This is a genomic window from Faecalibacterium sp. 7 (assembly GCF_049562865.1).
In the GTDB taxonomy this organism is placed as follows: domain Bacteria; phylum Bacillota; class Clostridia; order Oscillospirales; family Ruminococcaceae; genus Faecalibacterium; species Faecalibacterium wellingii.
In genome coordinates this window covers 837,247-857,997 of the sequence record NZ_CP186911.1, presented here as the reverse complement: position 1 = coordinate 857,997, position 20,751 = coordinate 837,247, and the positions used below count along the sequence as shown (strand labels likewise).

Sequence of the window (20,751 nt, the reverse complement as noted above, 5' to 3'; positions counted from 1 at the left end):
CGCACCGGTCAGAGTTTCGCTGCGGCAGGGGTCCCGGACAGCCTGCTGAAGGGCTGCCCGATGCAAACGCTCTTTTTCAGCATAACACAGCAGGCGCAAAAGGTCAATCCATTTTGCACTGTGCTGCGTGCACTCTGCCGTGCTCCACGTAGTGGGCGGCGTTGTGCAGGTTGGCCTCGACCTGTGCGGGGCTCACCTGCTTGATGACCTTTGCGGGCACGCCCACGGCCACCGAGCCGTCCGGGATGACCATGCCCTCCGGCACCAGCGCACCCGCGCCGATGATGCAGTTTTTGCCCACGACGCAGTGGTTGAGCAGGGTGGCGTGCATTCCGATCAGGCTGCCATCCCCTACCGTGCACCCGTGCACCAGCGCACTGTGGCCCACAGTGACATTCCTGCCCAGCGTCACGGCCCCGCCTACATCGCAGTGCAGCACGGCGTTGTCCTGCACATTGGAGTTCTCGCCGATGATAAGCTGGCCGTCGTCGCCGCGCAGCACTGCACCGTACCACACCGTGGAACCGGCTTTGAGGATCACATCGCCCTGCACGGTGGCGTTGGGCGCAACGAACGCAGCCCCCTCGTTACGGGGAACTTTTCCACAAAAGGACAGAAACATTGTTAAAAACCGCCTTTCTCTCTTTCTCTTTTGGCTGGTTTATGGTATTCTTTAAAGTAGTATAGCAAGCCAGAGCCTTTCCGGCAAGTGGGAGCTGTTTCAAAACAAAAATTTTTGCCGTGCGTCGGCAAGCAGATACAAGGGGGCACGCTCATGTTCAAAAACACCATCTTCCGCCGCATGACGGCGCTGGTGCTCACGCTGGCACTGGCCGCTGCTGCTGCACTGCCGGGCCTTGCGGTATATCCCATGCCCATCCAGACCGCCAGCGAGACCGAGGCGGTGTACCTGTTCAACGCCGACACCGGCAAGACCATCCTGAACCAGAACGCCGGCCAGCAGCAGTATGTTGCCAGCCTGACCAAGCTCATGACGGCCCTGCTGCTGCTGGAAAGCGGCAAGGATCTGAACGGTGAAGTGACCGTGCCCACCGCGCTGACCCAGGAGTTCCGGGATATCCAGAACGCCAACGGCACCACCATAGGCCTGCGCATCGGCGAGACGGTGCGCCGCATCGACCTGCTGAACGCCATGCTCATCGTCAGCGCCAACGACGCCGCCAGCGTCATTGCCTACGATGTGGGCGGCAGCGTGCTGGATTTCGTCAAGCAGATGAACGCCCGTGCCCAGGAGCTGGGCTGCACCGGCACGAACTTTACCTGTGCCCACGGCCTGTTTGACTACGGCAACGTGTCCACCGCGCAGGATCTGGCAAAGATCGCCGCCGCCTGTGCGGCAAACCAGACCTTTGCACAGGTGGCGGGCATCGCCAGCTATGTGCTGCCGGCCACTAACCTCCGCAAGGCTGAGCGCACCATCAGCAGCTCCAACAGCCTGATGAACAGCGAGAGCGCCAACTACCGGGAGTATGTCCGGTGGGTCAAGGGCGGCTTTACCACGCTGGCAGGCCGCTGCATCGTTGCCTTTGCGGAAAAGAACGGCCACACCTACGGGCTGGTGATCCTTGGCTGCGATACGCCGGACCACCTCTTTGCCGAGTGCGATGATCTGTTCGACTGGGCCTTTGAGAGCTTTGCAGATCGTCCGCTGGTGGATACCCAGACCGAGATCACCACCGTGGCGCTGACCAAGTGCCGCACCGAACCGGCGGTGGCGCTGTATGCCGCTGCGCCGGTCAGCGGCTACGGCCACGCGGACGATATCGTTACCTACTCCTTCGACCTGCCGGAGAGCATTGCGGCCACCGTCAAGAGCGGCAGTGTGGTGGGTACAGCCACCGTGTATCTGGACGGCGATGAAGTAGGCACGGTGGATCTTGTGACCCACCGGGAGTACGTCTCCGACTTCCGCACCGACATGAAGGCCACGGCGCTTCTGCTGTGTGCACTGGTGCTCATCCTGTTTGCAATGATGGTGCTCACGCTTGCGGCCGGCGGCGGTTCGCTGAGCCTCAAAAAGGGAAGGCGCCGCAGATAAAGTGCATGGGCTTGACAATTTTGGAAAATAAGCTATACTGAAAATACAAAGGCGCTGGCCCACAAACGGCTAGCTCCTTACCATACTAGTCAAAAAGAAAAATGACCGGTCGTGTTGGGGAACAAGAGGCGGTCATTTTTTCTTTTTGTCATCACTGTGAGAAACAGTCCATGTAATTTCAAACGTAACGTAGATCGCCCCGCCAAGAAGCGTGAGCAGAAGCACGACCTGTTCAAACGTCATGGTGCATCCCCCCTTCCTGCCCTTGGGCAAAACCGGGGATGCGAAAGATCCAAAGAAAAAATCGCCTTGCCCGGCGCGCCTAGGTGCCGGTAAGGAACAGCCGCCTGCGTTTTGGGACACAGCGCCTTCGTGCCGCAGATGCGGCAATTACAGAATACCACAGCAAACTGCAAAAAACAATAAAGAACAGCGAAAAAGCGGCGCTCAGTGCCTTGCAACAGGCTCTGAGCGCCGCTTCTTTTGCGCTTATTGGTTGAGGAACTTGATAAAGTGGTAAGATTCCACGATCTGGAAATACTTGATGATGCGCGGGTACAGGGGTTCGGCTTTTTCGCCGAACTGCTGCTTCATGCAGTCAGCAAGCTGTGCAACGGTCTTCCGGCCATCGATCAGCGGCCACAGGTAGCTGCCGGTCTCGTCCAGATGCACCTGTGTGGTGCGCGGTTTATGGAACACTTTTTGCGCGATCGTATTGAACACACCGGTGTTCTCCACCTCAAGGGTGATAAGGCCGGTGGCTTCATCTGTGTGCCAGCGCAGGGTCTCCGCCCGCTGCGGGATAAGATCCAGATAATTGATGGACTGCTTTTTCTTATTCATCAGTTCTTCTTTTTCTTCATGGAGAAGGCCAGCAGGCATGCGATCATCACGATCATCAGGACCACGCCGCCAATGTTGCCCAGATCAATGCTCAGGGCAGTGCTGATGCCGAACACGGCAAACACAGCCAGCAGGATGCCCACAAGGCCCTCGCCTGCGATCATACCGGCACAGAACAGGGTGCCGCGGGTGGTCTGCTCTTCCTTGAGCTTCGCGTCAACATTCTTGCGGCTGTCCATGAACCAGCGCACAACACCGCCGATCATGATGGAGGTGTTCAGGTAGATGGGCAGGTACAGGCCGATGGCAAAGGGCATTACGGGGATGCGCAGGACCTCCAGAGCAATGGCAAGGAACACACCGGTGAACACCAGGTTCCAGGGCAGGTTGCCGCCCATGATGCCCTCGACGATCATCTTCATCAGGGTAGCCTGCGGTGCGGGGACCTCGGCACCGCCGTAGCCCCATGCGCTGTCCAGCAGGTACAGCACACCGCCGATGGCCAGACCGGCGGCAATAACGCCGATCAGCTCACCGATCTGCTGCTTGACCGGGGTCGCACCCAGCAGGTAGCCGGTCTTCAGGTCCTGAGAGGTATCCGCAGCAATGGCAGCGCAGATGCAGATGACAGAGGCGATGGCCATGGAGCCGATCATGCCCTCGATGCCAACGTTGCCGGTGGCCTTCAGGATCATGGTAGCGATCAGCAGGGTGGCAATGGTCATGCCGGAGACCGGGTTGTTGGAGCTGCCGATCATGCCGACCATACGTGCAGAGACGGTGGAGAAGAAGAAGCCGAAGATGACGATCAGCAGAGCACCCAGCGGGCTGACGGGGATGGCCGGAGCCAGCCAGATGATGAGGATGATGAGCAGGATGCCGCCCAGAATAAAGGGCATGGGCATGTCCTTATCGGTGCGGGAGGTGCCGGAAGCGCTGCCGCCCTTCATGCTCTTCATGGCGTCGCGGAAGGTGGATACGATCAGAGGCAGGCTCTTGATCAGAGAAATGATACCGCCGGTAGCAATGGCGCCTGCGCCGATATACTTGACGTAGTTGGACCAGATAGCGTCTGCACCGCCTGCTGCATACAGATCAGCAATGGTGGTGCCGGCTGCTGCCGGGTACAGGGAAATGTTTGCGCCGAACAGGCAGATCAGCGGGATAATGACCATCCAGCCTACCAGAGAACCGGTAAACATATAGGAAGCGGTCTTGGGGCCGACGATATAGCCCACGCCCAGCAGAGCGGGGTATACTTCCATGCCCAGAGCACCCTTGAAGGAGCTGAAGGCCATGGCAATGTCGGAGGGGATCATCTTCAGGCCATCGACGATGAACTTGAAGATGGCTGCCAGACCCATGCCGGAGAACACGGTGGAGGCGTTTGCACCGCCCTCTTCACCGGCCAGCAGAACGTCTGCACAGGCGGTGCCTTCCGGGTACAGCAGGGTGGCGTGTTCCTTGACGATCAGGGCGTTGCGCAGGGGCACCATGAACAGAACACCCAGAATGCCGCCGCACAGGGCGATCAGGGTGATCTCCAGGATGCTGGGCTTGTCGCACAGGCCCTCTTTTGCCCACAGGAACAGTGCGGGCATGGTGAAGATGGCACCGGCGGCCAGGCTCTCGCCTGCGGAACCGATGGTCTGCACCATGTTGCTCTCCAGAATGGAGTTCTTCTTGAGCAGGACGCGGATCACGCCCATAGAAATGACTGCTGCCGGGATGGAGGCAGAAACAGTCATGCCGACGCGCAGGCCCAGATAGGCATTTGCAGCGCCGAAGACCACAGACAGGATGATGCCCATGATCACAGAGGTCGCCGTCATTTCTGCGGTGATCTTTTCCGCAGGAATATACGGCTTGAAGGATTCTTGATCTTTCATGCTTGCACTCCTTGCGACAGCACAAGCGCCTTGCTTTTGGGGGCAGGGCGCTTGTGCTGTCCGTTTTCCGATTTCCTAAACACGCGCATCCCATCCAAAAGGACGCGCTGGCACGTACTCTATTATACTAAAGTATGACTGAATTGGCAACTGGAAATGTACACAAGAAATTTACAAAAAATTCGTTTATTCAAGCATTTTGCGGGAAATTCGGGCAAAAACGTGCAAAAAGATTCCATATGATTCCAAAATTGTACGCACACGGAGAACAGCTTTGCAGGAAAAGAATGCCTTTTAACAGCGCGCGCGCCTGTCCAGAGGAATGGCGGAAAAGTTTTCCTTTTCCCTGCTTTCGGCGGGCCTTGGACAAAGCTGAAAAAAGCCCCGGGTCTTTCCTCGACTGGACCAGCCGACGAAAATTCCCGGGACACTCATATATTATAAAGAGCGCTTTTACACGGCCCCATAGATGCCGTGCACCGACACTTCGCCGGTGAACACATGCACTTCGCCGCTGTCGGTGCGCACCACCAGACGGCCCTCTTCGTCCACATCGACGGCTTCACCGGCCCCCTGCCTGCCGTCCGGCAGGTCAAAGGTGACCCGGCGGCCCAGATTGACGCAGGCGGCCTTGTATTCCTCCCGGAAAGGGGCAAAGCCGTCCCGGGCAAACTGGTACAGATTGCGGTCAAAACCAAAGTCGGTCAGGCCCTCGGCCAGCCATGCGGGGTCGGTGGAAAGATCACCTTTGCCCCCTGCAGTTCCAGCGAGGTGCCGTTGGGCAGGTCGGCGGCGTCAAAGTAGCTCTGGGGCTGGGCAAGATTGATGCCGATGCCGCACAGGATGCCCCGGCCCTGCTGCTGGTAGCCGTAGCTCACGCTCTCGCACAGGATGCCCACGATCTTTTTGCCGTTCAGCAGCAGATCGTTGGGCCACTTGATCTGGCAGTCCACGCCGTAGCGCAGCCTGAGCTGGGTGCGCACGGCCAGACTGGCCAGCAGCGGCAGGGTGGCAGGCTGGGCCAGCGGTTCCCGGATGGCTACCGTATAATACAGGGCCTTGCCCTCGGCGTTCACCCAGCTGCGGCCCAGACGGCCCCGGCCTGCGGTCTGGTTCTCGGTATACACCGCGCCCACCGGGCCAAACTCCTCAAAATGCTCCTTCACGTAAGCGTTGGTGCTGCCGCATTCCGGCAGATAGCGCACCTCATTGATGCTCATTGTTTGGGTACCTCTTTGTGTTCATAGGCGGTCACTTTGCCTTCGTCCAGCGTCAGGATGCCGTAGGTGTCCGGCCCGGTGTAGCACCGGCCGCAGGAGCCGGGGTTGAACAGGAACACCCCGCTGCGGGTCTCTGCATGGGGGATGTGGGTGTGGCCGAACAGCGCCACCTCGGCACCCCGGGCAGATGCAGCGTCTGCCAGCGTATCCAGATCGTATTTTACACCGTACATATGACCGTGGGTGTAAAAAATCACCACGCCGTCAAAGGCGGCAAGGCCGTCGGTGGGTTCCAGTGCGCCGTAATCGCAGTTGCCGGCCACCGAGTAGGCCCGCAGCTTGGGATACAGCGTCAGGGCCAGTTCCAGATCCCGCAGGCCGTCACCCAGAAAGATCAGGGCATCGATGTTTTTACTCTCTTTCATCAGCACACGCTCAATGGCGGTGCGTCCGCCGTGGCTGTCGCTCAAAACCAGAAGCTTTGTCACAAAAAGGGTCCTCCTCTGTTTACCAGTTACGTATCATTCCGCTGCCTGCTGGCCCTGTTGCAATACCAGCAGCTGCTTGTACACTTCGCTCTTGGAATAGGGCGTGCCCTGCGCCGCCGCCTTGGCCGCTGCGGTGGGGCCAAAGCCCTGTCCGGTCAGTTCCAGCGCCCGCTGCGCTGCCTGCTCCAGCGTCAGCTCCTGCTCCGGGTCGGCGGTCTCCGGCGCACCGGCCATCACCAGCACGTATTCCCCCCGGGGCTCGTTGGCTTTGTAGTGCTCCACCGCCTCGCCGAGGGTGGTCTTCCAGATATCCTCATGGAGCTTGGTCAGCTCCCGGCACAGGGTGATGCTGCGGTCGGCACCGAATGCGCTGGTCAGATCGTCCAGCGTGGTGCGCAGCTTGTGGGGGGCTTCGTAGAAGATGGTGGTGCGCTTTTCCTGCAAAAGCTCAGCCAGACGCTCTTTTTTCTGCTTGCGGTTCACGGGCAGAAAGCCCTCGAACACCCAGCGGGAGGTGTCCTGCCCGGACACGGCCAGCGCGGTGACGCAGGCAGAGGCCGCCGGTACCGGCACCACTTTGATGCCCCGGGCCAGCGCATCCCGCACGATCACCTCGCCCGGGTCGGAGACGCAGGGCATGCCCGCATCACTGCACAGCGCGCAGCTCTCGCCCGCCTCGATGCGGCGCAGGATGCCCTCGCCCTTCTGCAGGGCGTGCTCATAGTAGCTGACCATGGGCTTTTTCAGGCCCAGAAAGTTCAGCAGCTTCATGGTCACACGGGTGTCCTCGGCGGCAATGAAGTCGGCCGCGCCAAAGGTGGCGGCCACCCGGGGCGGCATATCGTCCAGGTTGCCGATGGGCGTTGCCACGATATAAAGAGTTCCTGCCATAGTTACCTCCTGAAGATGATCCTCTCAGCCTGATTCGCAGCCCGTCATCTGCCATATAACGCCGCACCGGCGCTGATCAACACATCCGGCTCCACCCGCAGGCCGGTTTTGCGGTTCTTCTGCGCTTCCACAAGGAAGAGCCATGGCACGCCGTCTGCCCTGTTCTTTACAAAGGCCAGCCGCTTGGGTTCCAGCCGGTGGGCCCGCAGCACCGCCAGCACCTCCGCCAGCCGTTCCGGCCGGTGGCAGAGGGAAAAGCGTCCGCCGTCCTTCAGCAGACGAAAGGCGCACCCGCACACATCGTCCAGTGTGCAGGTGTTCTCGTGCCGGGCAAGGGCGTGGGCTGCGTTCTGGCTCTGGGGCCCATCCGTGAAGTAGGGCGGATTGCACGCACACACGTCAAAACTGCCCTCGCCCTGCCGGAAGGTGCGCAGGTCGGCACAGATCGGCGTGAGATGCCCGATGCCCTGCTCTTCCACCGCAGCAGAAAGCAGGGCGCTGCCCTCCGGCTGCAGCTCCAGCCCGATGCAGGGGCCCCGGTGGCCCCGGTCGTGCCATTCCAGTGCCACGATGCCGCAGCCGGAGCACAGGTCTGCGGCCTTCTGGGCACGCTTCGGCTCACAAAAACGGGCCAGCAGCAGCGCGTCCGAGCCGAAACGATGCTCCGGCGAGCAATATACCATAGTTCTATTATACAAGACTTCGGTAGAATGTTCCATAGATAAGTGCGCCTGACCCTCTCAAAAAAATAGGTGGAATTGCCCGTGGAATTTGTGCGAATTACTGCAAAACAAAAAGCAGCAGACCTGCTTTGGACAGGCCTGCTGCTCTTGAAGCGTTTTTGTGCCGCTGCTAAAATTATTCAGCAGTGATAGCACCGGTGGGGCAAGCGCCCTCGCAAGCGCCGCAGTCGATGCAAGCGTCTGCGTTCACAGATGCAACACCGTCAACGGTGATAGCGCCAACCGGGCAAGCGCCCTCGCAAGCGCCGCAGCCAACACATGCGTCAGAAACCTTGTGTGCCATAATAAACTCTCCTTTTTATCTCCGTGCCCGAAGTATCGTATGAAGAGTCATGTATGGCACGGCTGTGCATGTCTCTCCGGAAATCATATCCTTGACTGCATTCTAACAAAGCAGGTGAGAAAAGGCAAGACTAACCGTGGCCCAAAAAACACAAAAGTTTGTTTTTTGTTGGGTTGCACAAAAGCACAGGCTAACTTATGGACAAATTTGCAGGAGTTTTTTGGCAAAAATCACGAAGAATAGTTAGTTTTGCCAGACTAACCCCTCAGAGCCTCCGGCGCGGCTCTCACTCCTTTTCGGCAGGGCGCTTTCTGGCACAGCAGCCGCCGGCGCAGCGCTTTTCCCCCTCGTCGGAGCAGGCCACCACCGGTGCCGGGTTGCGCACGCCGGAGTAATCGTCGTCCGGGTCCGGGCGGCGGGGCGCACGCTTGCCGCCGCTGACATACTCACACACGCCTACCTTGTAGTACCGGGGCGAAAGGCTCTCGGTGCCGCAGCGCACCCGCAGGTAGCCGGATACCGGGTTCACTTCCAGCACAGTGCCAAGGCCGTCCGGCGTGCGCACGGTGCTGCCCACCATGGGCATGATGCTGTTCAGGTACTCGTAGGCGCTTTCCTCGTAGGCAAGGCAGCACATCAGGCGGCCGCAGGCACCACTGATCTTGGTGGGGTTCAGCGAAAGGCCCTGCTCCTTTGCCATCTTGATGGACACGGGCTGGAAGTCCTTGAGGAAGCGGCTGCAGCAGAAGGGCTGGCCGCAGATGCCCAGACCGCCGATCATCTTGCTCTCGTCCCGCACGCCGATCTGGCGCAGCTCGATGCGGGTGTGGAAGATGCCGGCCAGATCCTTGACCAGCTCGCGGAAGTCCACCCGGCCGTCCGCGGTAAAGTAGAACATGATCTTGGAGCGGTCCAGCGTGTATTCCGCTTCCACCAGCTTCATTTCCAGGCCGTGGCGGGCGATGCACTCCTGACAGGTGTGGTAGGCGCGCTTCTCGTCCTCACGGTTCTGGCGCATCCGGCGGATGTCCACGCTGTCGGCCATGCGGGTGATGGGCTTGAGGGCCTTGGGCACCGCTGCATCGGTCATCTCCCTCACTCCCTGCACCACCTCGCCGCACTCGATGCCGCGGGCAGTTTCCACAATGACGTATTCGCCGGTTTTGATGTCGGCCCCGGCGGGGTCGAAATAATAGCTTTTGCCGTTCTCTTTGAAACGGACGGAAATGACTTTTTTCATAGCGTTCCTCGTTTTTATCGGTCGAATCTATAGGATAAGGCCCGAAAAAGGGCCTGCTGATCCATTCTGCATCTTAGTATAACATATTCAAATGCACATTTCCACGCAAAAAACAAAAAGCTGCTGCCGTGCGCCCTGCAGAAAATTTCTGTGGGGTGCAACAATCTGCCCGGCTGAGGCGTATCAATCGGGGGAGACAGACCGAATTTGGTCGCATCCGCTGCCGGAAAATGGAAAAACGGAACGGTAATTGTTAAAATCCTGCGAAAGAATCTAAAGAATCACAAAAGAATCCTTCCCTGCCCTTGCAAGGCGGGGGCTTGCGTGTATAATAAAAATGTTGAAGTGTGGCCTTTCTGGAAAGAAAGCGGCTGCCCTGCTTTGCGGCACGGCAGAGAAATGGTAGGAAAAAATGGAAAAATTCAGTGTTAAAAAACCATTTACGGTGCTGGTGGCAGTCGTTATGGTTCTGATCCTGGGCTTTGTGGCAGTCACAAAGATGGATACGAACCTTCTGCCCAACGTCAGTACGCCGTATCTGATGGTGGTCACCGTGTATCCCGGCGCAAGCCCGGAGCGTGTGGAGAGTGAGGTCTCCGATGTTCTGGAAAATGCGCTCACCGTGCCGGGCGTGTCCGATATCACCGCAACATCGGCAGAAAACTACAGCCTGCTGCTGATGAAATTTGTGGACGATACCGACATGAACAGTGCGATGGTCAAGGTGTCCAACAAGCTGGATCAGGCCAAAAGCGACCTGCCGAGCACCTGCCTGACCCCCTCTGTCATTGAGTACAGCCTGAACATGAACGCCTTTATGACGGTGGCTGTCAGCCGCGAAGGCGCGGACCAGTACGAGCTTTCGGAGTTCATCCAGAAAACGCTGGTGCCGGAGCTCCAGCGCAGGGGCGGCGTTTCCAGCGTTTCCTCCAGCGGTCTGGTGGATAAGATGGTTCAGGTGCAGCTGAATCAGGATAAGATCAACGATATCAATGCAAAGCTGCTGGAGCTCATCGACACCCAGCTGGCGGCGGCCCGTGGGCAGCTGGATGCTGCCGAGGCGCAGATCACCGCAGGCCGTAAAGAGTACGAAAAGCAGCTGAAAAACTTTGGCAATACGGTGTCCAACTCGGTCATGAGCCAGATGAGCACCGAGGTGGGTGCCGCAGTGGAAACGGTGCGTGCGCAGGCGCAGGCCCTGCTGGAAAGCGTCAATGACCTGATCGCTGTGGTCAAGGAGCCCGAGATCCAGCAGGCCCTTATCGAGGTGCGCGACGGCCTGCAGAAGGTGCTGGACAAGTTCAACGAGACCGGTATGCGGGACATCGATTCCCTCATCGATATCGTGGCAGAGCTGCGCACCATCACGGATAAGCTCACCGGCGCACTGCAGAAGCTGCAGGAGCGCATGAACACCGAGACCGGCACCGAGGGCAGCACGGCGGAAGATCTTGCCAATGAGATGCAGCTGCAGGAAAGCCTGAATGTGGTCTACAACGCGCTGGAAAGCACCATCAAGGCCATGGACAATGTGCCGCAGCTGATGAGCGAGTTCTCCGGTGCGCTGGGCAGCTTCTCTCAGCAGCAGCTCAATGCCTATATGCAGTTCACCGAAGCGCGTGAAATGCTGAACGAGTACGAAAAGCAGCTGGAGGCCGCCAAGGAAGAGTACGAGACGGCCAAGACCAATGCGCTGGCACAGGCCGATGTGGCAAAGCAGCTGGACATCGATACACTGGCCCAGCTCATCTACGCGCAGAACTTCTCCATGCCGGCCGGTTATGTGCCGGACAAGGACGGCGAGTCCTGGCTGCTGAAGGTGGGCGAAGAGTACGACAGCGTGGAGGACATCAGCGGTGCTCTGCTGCTGCATGTGGAGGGCTACGGTGACGTGCGCCTTTCCGATGTGGCGGATGTGGAGGTCATCGACAACTCTGCGGACAGCTACACCCGCCTGAACGGCGAAAAGGCATCCATCCTCAAGATCTATAAAAATGCGACCTCCAGTGCGGGCGAGGTCTCCGACAACTGCCTGACCGCCTTTGAACAGATGGAGAGCCGGTACGACGGCCTGCACATGGTGGTGCTGTCCAATCAGGGCAACTACATCACCATCGTCATCCAGAGCATCCTCACCAGCATGGTGGTGGGTGCCGCGCTGGCCATCATCGTGCTGGCCATCTTCCTCAAGGACGTCAAGCCCACCCTTGTGGTCGGCATCAGCATCCCGCTGTCCGTGCTGTTTGCGGTGGTGCTCATGTACTTCACGGGTCTGGACCTGAATGTGATGACTCTGGCCGGCCTGTCCCTTGGCATTGGTATGCTGGTGGACAACTCGGTGGTCGTCATTGAGAACATCTACCGCCTGCGCAGCCGCGGCGTGCCTGCGGCCCGCGCTGCCGTGCAGGGCACAAGGCAGGTGGGCATGTCGGTGGTGGCCTCCACCCTCACCTCGGTGTGCGTGTTCCTGCCGGTGGTGTTCTCGGCCAGCCTCGTGCGCAGCCTGATGATGCCCATGTCTCTGTGCATCGGCTACTGCCTGATGGCTTCCCTCATCGTGGCGCTCACGGTGGTCCCGGCGGCAGCCTCCACCGTGCTGAAAAAGGCCGAGCCCAAGCGCCTTGTCTGGTTTGAAAAGGTGCAGGAAAAGTACGCCCATAGTCTGGAATGGTGCCTGCAGCACCGTGCCCTGCCCCTGATCGCGGCGGTGGCGCTGCTGGTGTTCAGCGGATGGCAGGTGCTGAACATGGGCGTGGAGCTGCTGCCCAGCATCACCAGCAACGAGGCGCAGATCACCCTGTCCACCGCCGACGGCCTGACCAAGGAGGAATCCTATGCCATTGCGGGTCAGGTGGCAGAGGCGGCCCTGAATGTGGAAAACGTGGAAGAGGTGGGCATCACCACCGACACCAGCATGGCGGGTCTGGACATCAGCCAGCTGGGCCTGCCCACCGCCATCACCGATATCCTGAATGCCGCCAATGCCTACGGCAGATACAAGATCAATGTCATGATGAACGAGAGCCTTTCCTCCCGTGAGGTGGAAAAGACCCGGCAGGCCATGGAGGATGCAGTGTCCCAGATCGAGAACTGCACCGCCGAGGTCAAGCTGTACGGCATGACCGATGATCTGACCAGCCAGCTGGCGACCGGCCTGTCGGTCAAGGTCTATGGCGCGGATGCCGAGACCCTGACCGCCGTCTCCGAAAAGGTGGTGGAGATGGTGAACGACACCGAGGGCTTTGCCAACGCGGACAACGGCCTTGGCAGCGGCGATGCCACCATCATCCTGAAGGTGGACCGCGACAAGGTGCGTGCCTACGGCCTGACCGTGGCGCAGGTGTACCAGCAGATCGCAGCCAAGCTGACCACCACCGCCACCGCCCAGACCCCCGTCACGGTGAACGGCACCACCATGGATGTGCAGATCACCAACAATCTGGACCCCGTCACCAAGGAAAATATGATGGAGCTCACCTTTGAGACCACCGAAATGTCGGCAGATGGCACTGTGACCACGGGCACCTGCACCCTGAACGACATTGCCAGCTGGTCCACCGGCACTGCGCCGGATGCCATCACCAGCGAGAACCAGACCGAGTATGTCACCGTGACGGCAGATACGCTGAAGGGCTACAACACCATGGTGCAGTCCCGCGTGCTGCAGAAGAAGCTGGATGAGTACGCAGCCAGCGGCGAAATGCCGGAGGGCTGCAGCATCACGCTGGGCGGCGAGACCGAGAGCACCGATTATATGGTGAACGAAATGGTGCAGTGGATGGCTCTGGCCCTGCCCTTTGTGTACCTTGTCATGGTGGCACAGTTCCAGAGCCTGCTGTCCCCCTTCATCGTGCTGTTCACAGTGCCGCTGGCCTTTACCGGCGGCCTGCTGGGCCTGCTGATCACCGGTCAGCAGCTGACCATGATCTCCCTGATGGGCTTCATCGTGCTGATGGGCACCGTTGTCAACAACGGCATCGTGTTCGTGGACTATGCAAACCAGCTGCGTCTGGGCGGCATGGAGCGCCGCGCCGCGCTGGTGGCCACCGGCAGGACCCGTATGCGCCCCATCCTCATGACCACCCTGACCACCGTGCTGGCCATGCTACAGCTGGTGTTCAGCGGCGATATGGCAAGCCAGCTCATGAGCGGCATGGCCATCGTCATCATCTGCGGCCTGAGCTATGCCACCCTGATGACCCTGTATATCGTGCCGGTGCTGTATGACGTGATGTTCAGGAAGCCGCCGCTCAATGTGGATGTCGGCAGCGACGATGATCTGGACGATATCCCGGACGATGCGGCAGAGTTCATTGCGGCGCAGAAGTCTGCGGGCACGGCACAGCCGGAAGCCTGACGACAGCATGACGATTTAGAATGCGCGCCGCTTTGTTTTGGACGAGTTGTGGCACCCAGCGGCTGCTACGGCCCTTGCGTGGGCCTTGCATCATCAGCGGAAGAATTATTTATAATAGAGCAATGCCGGGCGGTCTGCGGACCGCCCGGCATTGCGTTTTCACGGGAAAGGCCGTAACGGCAAACGGCATTTGCCGACGCTGGCTCCCTGCGGGAGCATTCGCGTCAGCATGAAAACATGCTGCTGCCCTTACGTTTCGTCGCGTAAGCGACTGTAAATCGGCGTAACACAAAAAATCCTTTAGCGGAGCGACTTGGATTTTTTGTATGGAGCCCATCTTCTTTGGGATTATTAAGGGCGAGCAGCCCTTAATTCGTGCCTCCCGCGCCTCGAAAGTAGCGGGTGCTTTTCTGGTTCTCTTTTGGCACGCAAAAGAGAACATATCCGGCGGCAATGTTTTTTGCAAAAGGCGTAACACTCAATCCACGCGAAAACGCTCTGCGAGAGAAGCACATCTTTCTGGCTGCATGCCCCGCCAACTGAATAATTTCAACAAAAAATAGCCTGAAAAATTGGATTCAAATTCTAAAATTCGTTCCCCACAAAGATGTAAAACTGTGATATAATCATAAATAAGCTAGAATACAGTGGAAGTCTGTCTGACTGTATCTCCAAGTAAAATCTGAGGAGGCGAATGCCCAATGGCACAGATCCGCTCTAAGCCCTTCGGTGTGACCAGACAGGGCGCAAATGTTACAGAGTACATCCTTTCCAACCCCGGCGGCTTGACCGTGAGCGTCCTGGATTACGGATGCATCATTAAAAACATCATCGTTCCGGCCAAAAACGGCCCTGTGGATGTCGTTCTGGGCCATGACACCATGGCAGATTATGAGGATGACTTCACGTCCTCCGGCAGCACCTGCTGCGGTGCATTCGTAGGCCGCTATGCCAACCGCATCGAGAACGCGGTGTTCAGCGTGGGCGGCAAGACTTACCAGCTGGAAGCAAACAACGGCCCCAACCACCTGCACGGCTGCTTCTCCCGTAAGCTGTACCGGGTGAAGGCCTTTGGCGACACCCTGCTGATGGAGGCCGAGAGCCCGGACGGTGAGGACGGTTTCCCGGGAAACCTGAAGCTGGCGGTGCGCTACACCCTTACGGAGGACAATACCTTCCGCATGGATTACCGGGTGTCCTCCGATGCGGACACCATCGTGAACCTGACCAACCACAGCTACTTCAACCTGAACGGTGAGGGGGATGTTCTGGGCCAGAAGCTGCGCATCTATGCCTCCAACTATCTGGAGGGCAACAACCAGACCTGCCCCACCGGTGCCATCCTGCCGGTGGCGGATACGCCCATGGACTTTACCGAGGGTAAGCTCATCGGCCGGGACATCGACACCGGCTTTGCCCAGACCACTATGGTGGGCGGAGGTTACGACCACTGCTTTGTCATCGACCGCGCCCGGGGTTCCAGCCAGAGCATCTGTGCATGGGCCACCAGCGAAAAGACCGGCATCAGCATGAAGCTGTACACCACCCAGCCGGGCATCCAGCTATACACCGGCAACTTCCTGCAGGAATGTCCTACCCCCGGCAAGGGCGGCGTGCCCATGCAGAAGTACGGCGGCTTTGCATTGGAGACCCAGCACTATCCCTGCAGCCCTTCGCACCCGGAGTTCCCCACCACTGTGCTGCGGGCGGGCAAGGTGTTCCGTGCCACCACCACCCTGCGGTTCTTCACCGGCAAGCAGTGCGGGAAACTTTAAAAATGATGCACCACACAAAAACGTCTGCTCCGGCAGGCGTTTTTTGCGTGGCAGGAGGAGAACTCTCCCAGTCGCCTACGGCGACAACCCTCTCAGTCTGCTCCCGATGGCACGGCGTAAGCCGTGACTGAGAGGGTTTTCCATCCCCATTTCTATGTTTTGCACAAACCGTGCCTTTTATCCATGACAGAATGCCAAAAAACGCTTTTGAATCAAAAACTCTAAAACAAATAAGCAACAAAAATGCATCCAAATAGAAAACACATCCCTTGATTCTGCACCGCAAAAGAGGTATTCTTTAGGCAGAGCCGGAAACCCCGGCGTCAACTGTAATGTGAATGAGTGAGAGAGGTACTGGACTATGGCAATTTTGGTTTCCGGCGGTGCCGGTTATATCGGCAGCCACACCTGCATCGAGCTTCTGAACGCCGGCTACGACGTGGTCGTGGCAGATAACTACTACAACGCTTCCCCGGTGGTGCTGGACCGCGTCAAGCAGATCACCGGCAAGGACTTCCGCTTTTACAACGCAGATATGACCCGGCACGAGGACGTGGAGAAGATCTTCTCTGAATGCCCGGACATCACCGCAGTCATCCAGTTTGCTGCCTACAAGGCTGTGGGCGAGAGCGTGTCCAAGCCCATCGAATACTACTATAACAATCTCAACTGCACCCTGGTCATTCTGGACGTGATGCGGAAGCACAACTGCCACAACTTCGTGTTCAGCTCCTCCGCCACCGTTTACGGCGACCCCGCCAGTGTGCCCATCACCGAGGACTTCCCCGTGGGTGCCACCACCAACCCCTACGGCACCACCAAGGCCTTCACCGAGCGCATCCTGACCGACGTCTGCAAGGCTGACCCCAGCCTGAACGTGGCCCTGCTGCGCTACTTCAACCCCATTGGCGCCCATAAGTCCGGCCTCATCGGCGAGGACCCCAACGGCATCCCCAACAACCTGATGCCCTACATCGCCAAGGTGGCTGTGGGCAAGCTGGAAAAGGTGCATGTCTTTGGCAACGATTATCCCACCCCGGACGGCACCGGCGTGCGCGATTACATCCATGTGGTGGATCTGGCCCGCGGCCATGTCTGCGCCATCCGGAAGCTGGAAACGAACTGCGGCCTGTTCATCTGCAATCTGGGCACCGGCAAGGGCTACAGCGTGCTGGACGTGATCCATGCCTTCTCCAAGGCCTGCGGCAAGGAGATCCCCTATGTGATCGACCCGCGCCGTCCCGGCGACATTGCCGAGTGCTATGCGGACCCCTCCAAGGCCAAGCGTGAGCTGGGCTGGGTGGCTCAGTACGGCATTGAGGAGATGTGCGCTGACAGCTGGAACTGGCAGAAGAACAACCCCGATGGCTACCACACCGTGAAGTAAACGCATAAACCTCCAAAGCCGTGCATTCTCTGAAAAAGAGGGTGCACGGCTTTTTTGTGTGAACTCCCTCAGCCAAAACCGCAAACTTTGCGCTTTAGCCGGAAACTGTACCGTTATGCCAAAGGCCCCATCCCAGAGGGGGCTGTCTGCGCAGCAGACTGGGGGAGTTAAACCTTCCCCATTTTATCTATTGACAACCGCGCAAAGTTAGCCTATATTACTATTGTTAACGCAAACTAACACGCTTTGACAGTGGATAAAATGAGAAGGTCGATCTTATGACATTAAAAGAATTGCAGATCGGAAAAAGCGCTGTTGTGGATACCGTCGGCGGCAGCGGCGCACTGCGCCAGCATTTTCTGGATATGGGCCTGATCCCGGGGGCGGAGGTCACGCTGGTCAAGCTGGCTCCTATGGGCGACCCCATGGAGCTGCGCATCCATGGCTACGAGCTGACCCTCCGGCTGGACGATGCCGCGCAGATCGGCATCACCCCCACCGAAAAGGCCCCGGCAATATCGGCGGCTCCGGCAGATGACAAAATGGTGGATCACCCCGGCCTTGGCGAGGGCGGCAAATACCACATCAAAAAGGGGGAGAATCCCCTGCCCGAGGGCAGGACCCTCACCTTTGCGCTGGCGGGCAACCAGAACTGCGGCAAGACCACCCTGTTCAACCAGCTCACCGGCTCCAACCAGCATGTGGGCAACTTCCCGGGCGTGACGGTGGACCGCAAGAGCGGTGCCATCAAGGGCCACCCGGAGACCGAAGTCACCGACCTGCCGGGCATCTACTCCATGTCCCCCTATTCCAGCGAGGAGATCGTCACCCGGCAGTTCATCATCGGTGAAAAGCCCACCGGCATCATCAACATCGTGGATGCCACCAACATCGAGCGCAACCTCTACCTGACGATGCAGCTCATGGAGCTGGACACTCCCATGGTGCTGGCGCTGAACATGATGGACGAGGTGCGCGGCAACGGCGGCACGGTGCGCATCAACAAGATGGAGGCCATGCTGGGCATCCCGGTCATCCCCATCTCTGCCGCCAAGAATGAGGGCGTGGATGAGCTGGTAGACCACGCCCTTCATGTGGCAAAGTATCAGGAGCGGCCCGGCCGCATGGATTTCTGCAGTGAGGACGACCACGGCGGCGCGGTGCACCGCTGCATCCACGGCATCATCCACCTGATCGAGGACCACGCTAAGGCGGCGGGCATTCCGGTGCGGTTTGCCGCCACCAAGCTGGTGGAGGGCGACCAGCGCATCGAGGAAGCCCTGAAGCTGGATCAGAACGAAAAAGAGATGATCGAGCATATCATCGTGCAGATGGAGCAGGAGCGCGGGCTGGACCGCGCCGCCGCCATTGCGGATATGCGGTTCTCCTTTATTCAGGAGCTGGTGGCCAAGACGGTGGTCAAGCCCCACGAAAGCAAAGAGCAGCTGCGCTCTAACCGCATCGACAAATTCCTCACCGGCAAGTACACCGCCATCCCGGCCTTTATCGCCATCATGGGTCTGGTGTTCTTCCTCACCTTCAACGTCATCGGCCTGTTCTTCCAGAACCTGATGGAAACGGGCATCGACGCGTTGACCGGCATCGTGGACACGGCGCTTACCAACTGGAACGTCAATGCGGCGGTGCACTCCCTGCTCATCGACGGCGTCTTTACCGGCGTGGGCAGCGTGCTGAGCTTTCTGCCCATCATCGTGGTGCTGTTCTTCTTCCTCTCCATGCTGGAGGATACCGGTTACATGGCCCGCGTGGCCTTTGTGATGGATAAGCTGCTGCGCCGCATCGGCCTTTCGGGCCGCAGCATCGTGCCCATGCTCATCGGCTTTGGCTGCACGGTGCCCGGCGTCATGGCAAGCCGCACCCTGCCCTCGGAGCGGGACCGCAAAATGACCATCCTGCTCACCCCGTTCATGAGCTGCTCGGCAAAGCTGCCCATCTACAGCCTGTTTGCAGCGGCGTTCTTCCCGCAGTATGCGGGCCTTGTGATGGTGCTGCTGTACTTTACCGGCATCGCGGTGGGCGTGTTGGCGGCACTGCTGCTCAAGAGCACCGTGTTCAAGGGTGAGGCCGTGCCCTTTGTCATGGAACTGCCCAACTACCGCCTGCCCGGCCTGAAAAACGTGGCACAGCTGCTGTGGGAAAAGGCCCGGGACTTCTTGCAGAAGGCCTTCACGGTGATCTTTGCGGCCACCATCGTCATCTGGTTTTTGCAGAACTTTGACCTGCAGCTGCGGCTGACCGCCGACCCGCAGGCCAGCATCCTTGCCCGCATTGCGGGCGACATCGCCCCGCTGTTCGGACCTTTGGGCTTTGCGGACTGGCGCATCTCCACCGCCCTCATCACCGGCTTTATGGCAAAGGAGAGCGTGGTGTCCTCGCTGCTCATCCTCTTTGGCTCCGAAGCGGTGCTGTCGGCGGCCCTCACCCCGGCGCAGGCGGCTCCCCTGCTGGTGTTCTGCCTGCTGTACACCCCCTGCATCGCGGCGGTGGCCTCGGTCAAGCGGGAGCTGGGCAACAAGTGGGCGGTCATCATGGTGGTGAACCAGTGCGCCGTGGCATGGCTGTGCGCTTTGCTGGTGCGTCTGGCGGCTGTGGCGCTGTTCTGAGAAAAACGATTGGAATGCGCTCTGCGCATATTCAGCGGAAAAATTACTTATAATAGAGCAATGCCGGGCGGTCTGCGGACCGCCCGGCATTGCGTTTTCACGGGTGGGGTCGTGGAGGAAAACAGCATCTGCCGCGCTGGTTTCCTGCGGAAACAGCCGCGCGGCGCGGGGGAAAAGTGCTGCTGATTTTCAGCTGGCTGAACCCTCTCCGTCATCGCTGCGCGATGCCACCTCCCCCGAAGGGGGGGGAGGTTTTGCTCTACTTACCGCCAGATACCCAAAAGCTCCCCCTGAGAGGAAAGACTTCCCCCGCTCCGGGACAGATTCGCCCCGGCCGGGGAGAAATGTCACCACAGGTGACAAAGAGGGGAGCAGGTGGCGCGTGGCGCCGGATGAGGGCGCAGGGCGTTTGCCCGAGAGTACCCCCAGCGGAGCGTCTTTCCCCTTGACATCTCCCCTCTTCTGCACTATAATACTTCAAAAATGAATCATTCAAAGATGAAAGGATAGACCTGCTGTGAACCCGAATATCGAATTTTCCATCAAGACCGCGCAGGCGTACAATGCTGTCTGCAAACCGCTGTGTCAGGAGCTTGGCCTGTCGCAGACGGCGCTGGATATCCTGCTGTTCCTCGCCAACAACCCGGACTATAAAACGGCCCGGGACATCGTGGAGGTGCGGCATATCAAAGCGAACCTCGTCTCCATGAATGTGGACAAGCTGGTGCAGGAGGGCTATCTGGAACGCTATGCCGTGGCCAGCGACCGCCGCAAAACAAAGCTGCTCTGCACCGGCAAGGCAGACCCGATCATCCGCCGGGGCCGTGCCGTGCAGAACGCTTTTTTCAAGCGCCTGCTGGACCATGTGGAGCCGGCCGATCAGGAGGTCTTTTTTCGGACCATGGAGCTGATCGGGAAAAATCTGGACGAGATCCTGAAGGAGAACGGATAA

At 59.0% G+C, this 20,751-nt stretch carries 16 protein-coding genes; 6 read left to right on the top strand and 10 right to left on the bottom strand.

Going from position 1 to position 20,751, the window contains the following annotated elements:
- Window positions 1-103 precede the first annotated feature (103 nt).
- A complete protein-coding gene (locus tag ACKXF7_RS04320; RefSeq protein WP_348584164.1) occupies window positions 104-622 on the bottom strand; it encodes a gamma carbonic anhydrase family protein in 519 nt (172 codons plus the stop codon).
- A 153-nt stretch (window positions 623-775) separates the two neighbouring features.
- Between ACKXF7_RS04320 and ACKXF7_RS04315 the strand changes: the two genes are divergently transcribed.
- Entirely contained in the window at window positions 776-2,059 is a 1,284-nt protein-coding gene (locus ACKXF7_RS04315; RefSeq protein WP_423742238.1) for a D-alanyl-D-alanine carboxypeptidase family protein, read from the top strand.
- Between the two features lie 489 nt (window positions 2,060-2,548).
- Here ACKXF7_RS04315 and ACKXF7_RS04310 read toward each other — a convergent pair whose 3' ends face one another.
- From ACKXF7_RS04310 to ACKXF7_RS04270, 9 genes are all read right to left on the bottom strand, one after another.
- Complete coding sequence (locus ACKXF7_RS04310) at window positions 2,549-2,902, bottom strand: PqqD family protein (protein ID WP_249237662.1); 354 nt, start codon at window positions 2,900-2,902, stop codon at window positions 2,549-2,551.
- Complete coding sequence (locus ACKXF7_RS04305; RefSeq protein WP_418265215.1) at window positions 2,902-4,791, bottom strand: OPT family oligopeptide transporter; 1,890 nt, start codon at window positions 4,789-4,791, stop codon at window positions 2,902-2,904. Before ACKXF7_RS04305 ends, ACKXF7_RS04310 begins: the two co-directional genes overlap by 1 nt.
- A 453-nt stretch (window positions 4,792-5,244) precedes the next feature.
- On the bottom strand, window positions 5,245-5,382 hold the full coding sequence (locus ACKXF7_RS04300; protein WP_423742610.1) for a hypothetical protein: 138 nt from the start codon (window positions 5,380-5,382) through the stop codon (window positions 5,245-5,247).
- A 113-nt stretch (window positions 5,383-5,495) separates the two neighbouring features.
- Complete coding sequence (locus ACKXF7_RS04295) at window positions 5,496-6,011, bottom strand: biotin--[acetyl-CoA-carboxylase] ligase (protein ID WP_423742237.1); 516 nt, start codon at window positions 6,009-6,011, stop codon at window positions 5,496-5,498.
- Window positions 6,008-6,499 carry a metallophosphoesterase gene (locus ACKXF7_RS04290; protein ID WP_339394466.1) on the bottom strand — a complete coding sequence of 164 codons (492 nt, stop codon included), beginning with the start codon at window positions 6,497-6,499 and terminating at the stop codon, window positions 6,008-6,010. The genes ACKXF7_RS04295 and ACKXF7_RS04290 overlap by 4 nt, the downstream gene beginning before the upstream one ends.
- A 33-nt stretch (window positions 6,500-6,532) precedes the next feature.
- Window positions 6,533-7,390: a 16S rRNA (cytidine(1402)-2'-O)-methyltransferase gene (gene rsmI / locus ACKXF7_RS04285; RefSeq protein ID WP_423742236.1), complete on the bottom strand. Its 858-nt coding sequence runs from the start codon at window positions 7,388-7,390 to the stop codon at window positions 6,533-6,535.
- A gap of 44 nt (window positions 7,391-7,434) precedes the next feature.
- Window positions 7,435-8,109, bottom strand: coding sequence for a tRNA1(Val) (adenine(37)-N6)-methyltransferase (locus tag ACKXF7_RS04280; RefSeq protein ID WP_423742235.1), 675 nt, complete (start codon window positions 8,107-8,109; stop codon window positions 7,435-7,437).
- 139 nt (window positions 8,110-8,248) lie between these two features.
- Complete coding sequence (locus ACKXF7_RS04275) at window positions 8,249-8,416, bottom strand: DUF362 domain-containing protein (RefSeq protein WP_005937576.1); 168 nt, start codon at window positions 8,414-8,416, stop codon at window positions 8,249-8,251.
- A gap of 286 nt (window positions 8,417-8,702) precedes the next feature.
- Window positions 8,703-9,656, bottom strand: a complete 954-nt coding sequence (locus ACKXF7_RS04270; protein ID WP_423742234.1) for a PSP1 domain-containing protein — start codon at window positions 9,654-9,656, stop codon at window positions 8,703-8,705.
- A 412-nt stretch (window positions 9,657-10,068) separates the two neighbouring features.
- Between ACKXF7_RS04270 and ACKXF7_RS04265 the strand changes: the two genes are divergently transcribed.
- The 5 genes from ACKXF7_RS04265 to ACKXF7_RS04245 all read left to right on the top strand — a co-directional run bounded on the left by ACKXF7_RS04265 (window position 10,069) and on the right by ACKXF7_RS04245 (window position 20,751).
- A complete protein-coding gene (locus tag ACKXF7_RS04265) occupies window positions 10,069-14,013 on the top strand; it encodes an efflux RND transporter permease subunit (protein ID WP_423742233.1) in 3,945 nt (1,314 codons plus the stop codon).
- A 701-nt stretch (window positions 14,014-14,714) separates the two neighbouring features.
- Entirely contained in the window at window positions 14,715-15,788 is a 1,074-nt protein-coding gene (locus ACKXF7_RS04260; RefSeq protein WP_339394471.1) for an aldose epimerase family protein, read from the top strand.
- A 361-nt stretch (window positions 15,789-16,149) separates the two neighbouring features.
- Entirely contained in the window at window positions 16,150-17,175 is a 1,026-nt protein-coding gene (galE, locus tag ACKXF7_RS04255; RefSeq protein WP_339394472.1) for a UDP-glucose 4-epimerase GalE, read from the top strand.
- A 278-nt stretch (window positions 17,176-17,453) separates the two neighbouring features.
- Window positions 17,454-19,799 (top strand): ferrous iron transport protein B, encoded by a 2,346-nt coding sequence (gene feoB, locus ACKXF7_RS04250; RefSeq protein WP_423742232.1) that lies wholly within the window; start codon window positions 17,454-17,456, stop codon window positions 19,797-19,799.
- Between the two features lie 517 nt (window positions 19,800-20,316).
- Window positions 20,317-20,751: a MarR family winged helix-turn-helix transcriptional regulator gene (locus ACKXF7_RS04245; RefSeq protein WP_423742231.1), complete on the top strand. Its 435-nt coding sequence runs from the start codon at window positions 20,317-20,319 to the stop codon at window positions 20,749-20,751.